This window comes from Mycoplasma enhydrae, assembly GCF_025779955.1.
Lineage (GTDB): Bacteria > Bacillota_I > Bacilli_A > Mycoplasmatales > Metamycoplasmataceae > Metamycoplasma > Metamycoplasma enhydrae.
Map to the genome: position 1 here is coordinate 1 of NZ_JAOXHI010000013.1, position 10,659 is coordinate 10,659.

The window sequence follows — 10,659 nt, forward strand, 5'->3', positions numbered from 1 at the left end:
AGCTAATTACTGACTTTATAAATTACTATAATAATATTAGAATACAAATTAAACTAAAAAACCTCTCTCCGTGTCATTACATGAGAAAGGTTTAATTGATTTGTCCACTAATAGGGGACATGTTTAGGCTTTTAGCCTATTTTTTTATTCAAAAATCCCCAAAAAGGGCTATAAAATTCCAAAAAATCTCCCAAAATGCCCATTATATATATATATATATATATATGAAAAGCGCTATAATATACATTTATAAATTACAGATATGGAGAAATTTATGAAAAATTCAAAAAAGAAAACAGCTGCCATTGTTATTGGTGTAATTGCCACTGCAGCAATAGTTTCAGCTGCTACAGCTGGAATTATAATTTACTTAAATAACAAAGCTGTTAAGGACTGAAAAGATCCTAACCCCGATAAGATTACAGATAAAGAAATAGAAGATTTAGATAAATTAGATGCTAACAAAGACTTGGATTACATGAAACTGAGAGCATTTATTGAAAAACTAATTAAAACATTAAACGCAGGTTCAGCAAAAGTAGTTGAACCAAATTTAACTCTTAAAGAATTAAAAGACGAAATTGCAAGTTTAGAAAAATGAATTAAAGTTGGAGATAAAACCGTTTTAGTAATCGACAAAAACATTGCAAACATTAAAAACAATAATGCCAAAGTTGAACAATTAGGAAATGATAAGAAAGTTTTAAATGCAGCATTAGAAAAAGCCAAAGCAGCTCTAAAACAAGCTAAAACAAAACATGAAGAAAAAGAAAAACAAAAATCTGACCTTAAAAAAGAAGCTGAAGCATTAATTAAAGAAATAGATAAAAAGATTGAAGAATCTAAAAATGCTATTACTAAAGTAGAAATTGAAAATTATATTAATGCTCTTGAACAATTAGTTGTTAAAGGCACTACATTAGAATCTAAATTAAAACTTTTAAGTGATGAAGCTACTGCAAAACTAGTAAATGAAGCTATTAAAAGAGCTAATGCAGCTATTAATTCACTTAAAGAAAAATTAAATGTTCTTAAAGATGAAGCTAAAGAAAAAGAAAAACTAACTGAATTTTCTACAAACTTTAAACAAAAAGTTGATGAATTTATTGCTAGAACTACCGATTTAGAAACTATTGAAAAAATCGAAGAAGCATTAAAAGAATATGTAGTTTTAAATAAATTTGGAAAAGAAAACTCAAAAAGAGCACAGGAACTATCACTTCCTGCTGTTAAGGCAACAATTGATGCTGCTTTAGATAAATTAACTGATCATCATGATAAACTTGAACTTAGAAAACAAGCAATTGAAAGACTTACAAAGAAAAATAAAGAAATAATTGAAGATTTAGAACTAAAATCAACCGAAACAAAGAAAGATCAATCACTAACTAAACAAGAACAAGCAATTAATAACTTACAAAATAGTATTACTGCTGCTGATGCTTTAGAATTAGAATTAACAAATAATAAGTTAAATATTTTAAAAAATACTCTAAGTTCAGAAATTCTAAAAGCTAAAGAAACTCTAAAGACAGCTAAAGAAAAATTAGCTGCTGATAAACTTAAAGTTGAAGAAATTAAAAAAGAATTAAAAGAAACCAGAGATGATTTATTAATTAAAACAAGTGATGCTGGAGCTCAAATCACTGTACAAAAATTAGAAGAAGCACTTAATGCTCTTAATGAAGTTATCACCAAAGCTGATAAATTAGATGCAAAAGTAAAAGATGATGTATTAAAAGAAGATTACCTTGTAGAATATAATGCGTTTAAAAAAGCTTTAGAAGATGCTAAAAAACAACAAAAGAAATCAATTAAAGATTTAGAAACTAAAAAAGAAGAGCAAAATAAACAAAAGAAAAAAGAAATTGAAGATCAAATTAAAAAATTAAATGACAAGAAAAAAGCTGTAGAGGAATCTCTTAAATCAGGAGATAATGCAAAAATCAAAAAATCTCAAGATGACCTTAAAAAAGAAATTGATAAAGCTAAAGATTTACATAATAAAAATAAAGATGATAAATCTCTTAAAGATGAAAATGATGCTTTAGATAAAAAAATCAAAGAAGCTCAAGAAACTTTAGATAAATCAAAAACAGCTGAAGAAAAACTTAAAGAACTTAAAGATAAAATCAAATCAGCTGAAGAAAAACTTAAAAAAGCCATTGATAAAGCTGATGATGCTTTAAAAACAGAAGATACTAATACACTAAAAGAAGCTAAAGAAGAACTTAAGAAAGCTCTTGATGAAGGTAAAAAAGTTGAACAAGAAGCTAGAGATAAAAAACATGTTGATTTAATTGAGGAATTAAAAAAGAAAAATAAAACAGCTGATGAAAAACAAAAAGCAATTGATAAAAAAATCAAAGAAATTGAAGATAAAAAATATGCAGATCAAATAATAAGTCAAATTAATCAAAAAATTCAAGAACTTAAAGATGCGCTAGCAGAAGCAACAACACCTAAAGGTAAATATGATACTTCTAAAACAAAATTAGATTTATTAAACACTGTAATTACATCTGCAAATAAATTATCTGGCGATCTTAAAGCAGAACCAAAAAATAATGCACCGCAAATTCAAGCAAAATTGACTGAACTAGATCAAGCAATTGCAAATACAACTACAAAATATACTGAATTACAAAAAGCTAATGAAGATCTAAAAACTGAATTAGATAAAAAAGTAAGTGAATTTTCAACACCTGCAAACAAGGCTATCAGTGATTCTGATGTTGTTTTGGTTAACAAAAAAATTCAAGAACTAGAAACAGCTATTGCAGAATTGAAAAAATTTGATAAAACCTCGGCTAATGTACTTACACTTATTGGTACTTTAACTGTTTCGGATTATAGTGAAGGTAAAAAATCAGTTGAAACAATTACTGAACAAGTAGAAGAAAAACTAAAACTATTAACAGAAGCTTTAAAAAACAAAATTGCTGAAATTAAATCTAAAATCACTTCTGAAAGTAACAAAATAAAAGATGGCATGGTAGGCAAAGAAGCGCAAGATACCGATACTATTGCTCAAATTGAGAAAAAAAATGCAGATTTAACAAAATTAAAAGACGCATGAGATGAGTTAGTTAATAATCTAAAAACAAATAAAGACACTAATACTGAAATTAATAAACTTATCGATGAAGATGCAAACGTTAAGGCACTAAAAGAATTAATAGAAAATAATGCCAAAAAAATTGCTGAGAAGAAAGAAAGAATTGCAAAAGGCAAAAAAGAAATTGAGGATAAATTAAATGAAGTTAAAGAAACTATAAAAAATGCCAAAGAAAACAAAGTTGATTCAAATTATCTTTCAAGTAAAATTTTCGCACATCTTACCGAACTGAACAATTTAGTAATTAAAACAGCAAAATTGCAACAAGAAGCCCAAAAAGAGGGTTATGACGTTTCAGATATAGAACAAATGAATAATGACATTGAATCATTACAAGACCAATTGACAGAAATGCATGATTTAATTAATTCACTTTCTTCTATTGAGGTTGAAGTTGAAAACAAAGAAAAAAAATATGCTTCAAAAATTGCTAAAAATGAACTGACATTAAAAAATGTTCCAGCGGGTTACACAATTCAAACTATAGACATATCACCTAATGATAGTGAGGGAGAAATTGTAGCAACATTATTTGCTGAAGGTAAATATAAAATTGAATTTAACGCAAAAAAAATGACAGGATTATTCCAAGTTAGGTCACATAAAATATTTTTTAATCCAGCTCACATAACTAATTTAATGAATGAATTTACTCAGCATGTAGTAACTGCTAAAAAAGTTGATATTATTACTTTAAAGGCATATTTTGATAAAAGCATACCAACATTAAAAAATAAATGATTCCCTAATGATAATCACATAGCTTGACCAATAAAATGATTCTATCCATCACAACATTCAAATGATAAAATAGTAGATATTCTAGAAGCTAGAATAGAATTTGCTGAATTTTCAATTGTGACAACAAATGATGATATAAATTTAGTTTTCAAAGATTTTAAATTTAAAACTATAAGTGGTAAAACTCAAAATAATTACAATTTTGGTGAAGAATTTACTACTGAAAAAACTTTAAAAATAGCAAGTTTGAAAAATATTTTAAAATGATGACAACTAAGAAATACAGCTCGAATTATTTCAGCTTTTGGTGATAATTACCATGAACAAAATATTTTAAATGAATTATATGAAAAATATCTAGAATCATTTAATAATCCATTTGGAGATGCTGACTTTTCTAAATATATCGATGATGAACTAAAACCAAGAATTGCCCAAATTAAAGAAACATATAACAAGGCTGATGAAAATGGCAAAAAGCAATATAGTGCTGAAATTGAAAGAAGATTAGAACAAACTCTTAAAAACATTAATAACTGACATTATATAGAAAATATATTTACTGAAAAAATCGGAATAACCATTTACATAAAAGGTGTACCAGTTAACATATAATTTTAAATAATTAAGCAAGTTTTAAAATTGACTTGCTTTTTTGTTTTTTATAAACATAATTAACTAAAGAATAATAAATAAACTTAAAATAAAAATATTATAATTAAGTGTTGTTTGTGAGGTGTTTAATGAAAAAAAGAGTCGTTTTAGGGTTGAGTGGAGGAGTTGATTCAAGCGTTTGTGCCCATTTGCTTTTAAAACAAGGATATGAGGTAATTGGATTGTTTATGCGCAATTGAGATTCATTTTTAAACAACGACTTTTTGGGTAATGAAAATATTAATCAAACTATTTGTCCTCAAGAGCAAGATTATCAAGACGCACAAGCTGTAGCTAAAGCTTTAAAAATTGAACTAAAAAGAGTAGATTTTATTAAAGAATATTGAGATAATGTTTTTAGTTATTTAATTAATGAATATAAACTAGGTAGAACTCCTAATCCTGATATTTTTTGCAACAAATATATTAAATTCAAAGCTTTTGCTGATTATGCGTTTGATAATCTAAAAGCGGATTACATCGCTATGGGCCATTATGCTGCAACAAAAGGTGATGAATTATATCGTGGCAAAGATAAATCTAAGGACCAATCATATTTTTTAGCACAACTAACTAATGAACAATTAGCCAAAGTTATTTTTCCTTTGGCTAATATCTCAAAACAAGAAGTTAGACAAATTGCTAAAGATTTAAATTTAGTTACCGCTTCAAAAAAAGATTCAACAGGAATATGTTTTGTGGGTGAAAGACAATTTGCTAAATTTCTAGAAAATTATATTCCGGCTCAGCCAGGAAATATAATTGATATACACACTAACAAAATTGTTGGCAAACATAATGGAGCGATGTATTATACAATAGGCCAACGTAAGGGTCTAAATTTAGGCGGTTTTGCAAAACCTTATTTTGTTGTAGGTCATGATGTCAAAAATAAAATTATTTATGTGACTAATGATGATCACAAAGAATATTTATTATCTGATCACATTATTGCTTTAAACTTTAATCAAATTGCTAAAAAATATAACAAAAACAATTTAAGTGCTAAGTTTAGATATCGGCAAGAAGATATTAAGTGTCAAATTAAAATAGATGCCAATAAACAATTAGAGGTTTTTTATGATGAAACTGAAGCTGTAACTCCTGGCCAAGAAGTTGTTATTTATGATGGTAATAAAGTGGTTGGTGGAGCAATAATTGATAAAATATTTTACAAAGGCAAACAAAAAAACTATTTATAGGAGATATTTAACATGATTTCATCTAAACAAATAAGAGAAATGTGAATTAATTTTTTTGCTTCAAAAAATCATTTGGTGCTTGAATCAAAATCACTAATTCCTCAAAATGATCCCTCTTTATTATGAATTAATTCAGGGGTAGCAACCCTTAAGGACTATTTTAGTGGTAAAAAAATTCCACTTGCTAAAAGGCTAACCAATTCTCAAAAATCAATAAGAACAAATGATATTGAAAATGTAGGAATTACCGCTAGACACCACACATTTTTTGAAATGCTAGGTAATTTTTCAATTGGGGATTATTTTAAAAAAGAAGCCATTGCCTTTGGTTATGAATTTATTTTTGACATCCTAAAATTACAAAAATCAAAAATATATATTACCTATTACGAAAAAGACTTAGAAACCTATAATTATTGAATTGAATTAGGAATTGAACCAGGTCATCTAATTAAAGGAACTAAAGAGACTAACTTTTGAGATGTTGGTCAAGGACCTTGTGGGCCTGATACAGAAATTTTTTATGACCGAGGTCCTAAATATGATTCAAGAGGAATTGAGTTATTAATTAATGATATTGAAAATGATCGATATGTTGAAATTTGAAATATAGTTTTTTCACAGTTTAATAATGATGGTGAAAACAATTACACAGAATTAGCCACAAAAAATATCGATACTGGCGCAGGTCTAGAGCGAATAACTTCTATTATGCAAGATGCTCCTACTAATTTTGATACTGATTTATTTTTACCTATTATTAAAGAAGTTCAAAAAATCACTGATTATCATTATGACATTAATAACTATTTTACAAAAGAACCAAATCAAACTAAAATTAATACTTTATTCAAAATAATCGCTGACCACATTAGAGCTAGTGTTAATGCCATTAGTGATGGAGTTAATCCTTCTAATGTCGGTCGTGGATACATAATTAGAAGACTAATTAGACGTTCATATCGCGCTGGTTTATCACTTGGTATCAAACAAAAATCATTTTTATATAAACTGACAGGCATAGTTAAAGATTCTTTAATTTATGATATTGATGTTGATTATGTAGCTGCAATTATTAAAGAAGAAGAAGAATTGTTTGCCAGAACAATTAAAGAAGGCGAAAAGCTTTTAGAAAAAGAACTAGAAAAAAATGGTTACATTGATGCTAAAACTGCCTTTAAAATGTTTGACACTTACGGTTTTCCAATTGAACTAACAGAAGAAATCCTAAGAGAAAAAGGTATAGCTATTAATCTTGAAGAATTTTATGAATTCCAAAAAGAACACCAAAAACGCTCAAAAGGTAATATTGAAGCTGGTATGCAAAAAGTAATTAATTCATTATCATTAATACCATCTTACATTTCAGAATTTGTTGGATATGAACATTTAGAAACCAAATCAAAAATTTTATATTTATTGGATGAAGAAAAAGAAATAGATGCCACTAATAATGAACAATCTATTTCTTATGTGATTTTAGATAAAACACCTTTTTATGCTACAAGTGGTGGTCAAAACCATGATTATGGATATATTATTCAAAATAATAATAAATTAGAAGTCTTAGATATATTTAAAGATAAATTTTGAAACCATGTGCATGTAATTAAAGGTTTAATTAATAAAAAAGATCCTGTTGAATGTTATGTTGATTATGATAAAAGAATTAATTTTGCTCGTAATCACAGTTCAACTCACATGATGTTTCATGCCTTAAGAAAAACATATTCTAACGATATAATTGAACAACTTGGTTCAAATATTCACCCTGAGCATTTTACTTTTGACTTTGGTTTAGACCATCGTCCTACTAAGCAAGAAATCAAACAAATTGAAAAAATTATGCGAGATTATATTGCTATGGCTTCAAAAAGAACATATATTGTCACTTCAATTCAAAAAGCCCAAGAAATGGGCGCATATATGACAATTGAAGAATCAGAGTATCACGATGCCAATAAAGTTAGAGTTGTTGAATTTGAAGGTATAACTAAAGATCTTTGTGGAGGAACACACGTTGAAAACTCAAGTGTAATTGAAGATTTTAAAATTATTTCTGTTGATTCAAAAGGAACTGGAATATATCGTCTTAGAGTTGTTACATCAAATAAGTTAGTTAATGAATATTTAGCAAAAGAAATAATTGAAAAACAAGAACTATTAGCATCATTAATAAAAAACAATAAACAATTTGATGCTTCATATCAATTTAAATATGATTTAAGTATTCCTAATTCAGCTTTAGAAAAACAAGCTTTATTAGCAAAATATGATGAAATAGAACAAAATATTAGAGAAGATTATAAAAAATTCTTGAAAGCTAAACAAAACCAAAGTATTGATTTAACAAAATATGAACCAATAAAACTTAATAATAAAGTAGTTTATTTTGTTATTGAATCTGATAATTCAATCTTAAAAAATGCAACAATTCAACTGCGAGAATCAAACCCTCAAGCTTTAGTTATTTCATTATCACTAAAAGATAACAAATGCTTTTTAATGATAGCTTCAAAAACATTTGATTCAGCTACCATATTCAAGTCTTTAGCTCAAAATTTTAGTGCTAAAGGTGGTGGTAATAAGATTATAAGCCAAGGTTCATTTGAAACAAACTTAAATGAAACCGAAATACTAGAAAAAATTAAGAGTTTAATTAATGCGTAAATTAGCACTTGATTTAGGTTCAAAAACGTGTGGGTTTGCCATTAGCGATCCAAATAATATCATCGCTAGTGGTCTAGAAGTATTAAGATTCGAAGAATGACACTTTATAGAAGTAATTAAAAGAATTGATTATTATTTAAATGAAAGTGAATTTAGTAATCAAATTGATGGCATAATATTGGGCTATCCTTTAAAAATGGACCTTAAGCCTAGCCCTCGTACTAAAATGGTTTTAAAATTCTATGAACGCTTAAAAGCACACTTTAATATTCCAATTTATTTACAAGATGAACGAGAAACCACAATTATGGCTGAAAATATATTATTTGAAGCTGGATATGATGGCAAAAAAAGAAAAACAAAAAAAGATTCATTATCAGCACAATTAATACTAGAAGATTTTTTAAAAAGGAATTAGTTATGGAAAAAGACACAAAGAAATCAAAAACCCTTAATAAAATTAATATTTTTTCAGTTGAAAGAGAAGTTATTTTAGAAGACAACACTAAATTACATGTTGTTTTTGATGTAATGGAAAATGGTGAAAAATATATTATTTTAACTGATGGAGAAGCATTTATATTTACTAAAGAAATTAATGGTAGATTAGAAGAACTAGAAGATGCAGGTGAAATGGATATAATTCTAAATTTGCTTGCTGATTTTTTTGAAGAAAACATATTAGTTGACCAAAATGGAAATAGCATTATGGATAAGCTAATGACTGATGCTGAAGAAGAATATAATGAAGACTAATCAAATTAATTATTCCTTAATAAAAGGTTCAGGCTCAAAAATATCACCCGAAACAAGACTTGGATTAGTAATATCCATAGTAGTAGTTTTATTAATTGCGATTATTGTTTTAATTTTAAGCTTATGATATCGCAAAAAAGTAGCTAAAAAATACTTGTCGCCTTCAGAAGAAACTGAAATAGCTAAACTAAAAGCTAATAATCCCAATTATGGCATAGTTTTAAATGGTATTAAACCTCTATATAAGGATTTTGCAAATGATTTTTTAGTGTGCTTTTTAATTAATACTATATATATAAATAAGTATCAAAATATTTTTATACAAGATAATGATGATTATATTGCCCTTTCAATAGCTAATTTATCAAACGATACTAATGTTTTATATAAAGGTGACATTAACCAAGAAATAAGAGCCAATATTGCTAACAACTATCCTGAAATATCTTTAGATAAGCTGCAAGTCACTACAAAACTAAAAAACAATGTAGATTTTATGTTGTTTTTTGATGATGGTAATTCCAATTTAGAAAGCAATCTAAATCAAAATCTTCAATATTTAAATGATAAAGGAATGATAATTTTTTCAATTTCCAACTACAAGCAAGCCAAAAACCATTATCCATTATTTAAAGAATTAAATTTAAGATATGAAACACTTAAGTTTAAAAATAAAAGTGTTATACTTTTAGCCAAAGGTAATATCAAGGATCGTGTCGAAAAAGGAGAATAATTTATGGATGATAAGATATATTTAACGAAAGAAAGTCTTGAAGAGTACAAAAAACGTTTAGTTTATTTACAAGAAGAAGCAAGACCTTTAGTAATAGAGGAACTTAAAGAAGCTAGAAACCAAGGTGACTTATCAGAAAACGCTGAATATGATGCAGCACGTGATAAGCAAGCTGCTATCGAAGCTGAAATTTTAAAAATTCAACATATTATTGAAAATGCTGAAGTTATTGAAGAAAATTCTAAAAAGAATCATGTTGCTTTAGGTTCATCAGTAAAATTGTTTAACCTAAGTACTAAAAAAGTTCTAGATATTAAAATTGTAGGAGCTTTAGATGCTGATCCTTTTATTGGAAATATCTCAAATACTTCTCCTTTAGCTAAAGCAATTTTAAATCGTAAAGTTAATGAAACTGTAGAAGTAGAAGGACCTAAAAAATACAAAGTTAGAATTGAATCTATATACTAATTTAAATATCGCTAAATGTCGCTAATAATCGGCGACATTTTTATATTTTAAAATTTTTTATAATTTTGTAAATTTTTTAAAAATTAGTATATACTTCTAAAAGTGCGCTCTCATTTTAGGGCCACTTGAGATAGTTCTTTGAAAACTGGATACGAATACCATAACGTCAATTTAATTTATTTAAATAACAAAAAAACAAAACAAAAACATAATAACCAAAATCAAATTTTAAGAGTTTGATCCTGGCTCAGGATGAACGCTGGCTGTGTGCCTAATACATGCATGTCGAGCGAGGTTTCTTTTGAAATCTAGCGGCG

8 protein-coding genes and 1 rRNA gene are annotated in these 10,659 nt (G+C 27.0%); all 9 read left to right on the plus strand.

Translation table 4 applies throughout. The annotated features are described in order from the left end of the window. Positions 1 to 17: 17 nt before the first annotated feature. Positions 18 to 95 carry an IS3 family transposase gene (locus OF364_RS03100; protein ID WP_373422514.1) on the plus strand — a complete coding sequence of 26 codons (78 nt, stop codon included), beginning with the start codon at positions 18 to 20 and terminating at the stop codon, positions 93 to 95. A 179-nt stretch (positions 96 to 274) separates the two neighbouring features. Further along, a complete protein-coding gene (locus OF364_RS02890) occupies positions 275 to 4,474 on the plus strand; it encodes a hypothetical protein (RefSeq protein WP_263774122.1) in 4,200 nt (1,399 codons plus the stop codon). A gap of 128 nt (positions 4,475 to 4,602) precedes the next feature. Further along, positions 4,603 to 5,715 carry a tRNA 2-thiouridine(34) synthase MnmA gene (mnmA, locus tag OF364_RS02895; RefSeq protein ID WP_205851000.1) on the plus strand — a complete coding sequence of 371 codons (1,113 nt, stop codon included), beginning with the start codon at positions 4,603 to 4,605 and terminating at the stop codon, positions 5,713 to 5,715. Between the two features lie 12 nt (positions 5,716 to 5,727). Then, positions 5,728 to 8,385: an alanine--tRNA ligase gene (gene alaS, locus OF364_RS02900; protein WP_205850999.1), complete on the plus strand. Its 2,658-nt coding sequence runs from the start codon at positions 5,728 to 5,730 to the stop codon at positions 8,383 to 8,385. Further along, complete coding sequence (gene ruvX / locus OF364_RS02905; RefSeq protein ID WP_205850998.1) at positions 8,378 to 8,803, plus strand: Holliday junction resolvase RuvX; 426 nt, start codon at positions 8,378 to 8,380, stop codon at positions 8,801 to 8,803. Before alaS ends, ruvX begins: the two co-directional genes overlap by 8 nt. Positions 8,804 to 8,805: 2 nt before the next feature. Continuing rightward, positions 8,806 to 9,141 carry a hypothetical protein gene (locus OF364_RS02910; protein ID WP_205850997.1) on the plus strand — a complete coding sequence of 112 codons (336 nt, stop codon included), beginning with the start codon at positions 8,806 to 8,808 and terminating at the stop codon, positions 9,139 to 9,141. Further along, positions 9,131 to 9,874: a BC85_0335 family putative methyltransferase gene (locus OF364_RS02915; protein ID WP_205850996.1), complete on the plus strand. Its 744-nt coding sequence runs from the start codon at positions 9,131 to 9,133 to the stop codon at positions 9,872 to 9,874. Before OF364_RS02910 ends, OF364_RS02915 begins: the two co-directional genes overlap by 11 nt. Positions 9,875 to 9,877: 3 nt before the next feature. Next, positions 9,878 to 10,342 (plus strand): transcription elongation factor GreA, encoded by a 465-nt coding sequence (greA, locus tag OF364_RS02920; protein WP_205850995.1) that lies wholly within the window; start codon positions 9,878 to 9,880, stop codon positions 10,340 to 10,342. A 224-nt stretch (positions 10,343 to 10,566) separates the two neighbouring features. Beyond that, positions 10,567 to 10,659 (plus strand): 16S ribosomal RNA (locus OF364_RS02925); the annotation flags it as partial.